This window comes from Peribacillus sp. SIMBA_075 (assembly GCF_046534585.1).
In genome coordinates this window covers 1-270 of sequence record NZ_JAWRYN010000664.1, presented here as the reverse complement: position 1 = coordinate 270, position 270 = coordinate 1, and the positions used below count along the sequence as shown (strand labels likewise).

Annotated in this window: 1 pseudogene; it reads right to left on the bottom strand. The window is 45.2% G+C overall.

The features are described from left to right. A pseudogene (locus SB775_RS29845) lies at positions 1-232 on the bottom strand (hypothetical protein); the annotation flags it as partial. Positions 233-270: the final 38 nt, after the last annotated feature.

Genomic DNA, 270 nt, shown 5'->3' with positions numbered 1-270 from the left:
CTACGTTGGGTTGTCCCTCATATACATCCCACTTATCTACGGTAAGTCCCATCGAAAGCAAGTAATCCTTCAGGAACTCCTGTAGTTTGTCACTTTCACTCGCTTCAGGTCGTTCCAAAAAATTCGGATTCACACTTTTGAAGCGAACCAGTTCTTGCAACAGCTCGACGATATGCTGCTGATTGCGCTCGACCCATTCCTGTACGATTCCTTTCCAATCTTTTGCCGCCATATTGATTCCTCCCTTTTTCAAATTAAGCCAGTTCGCCA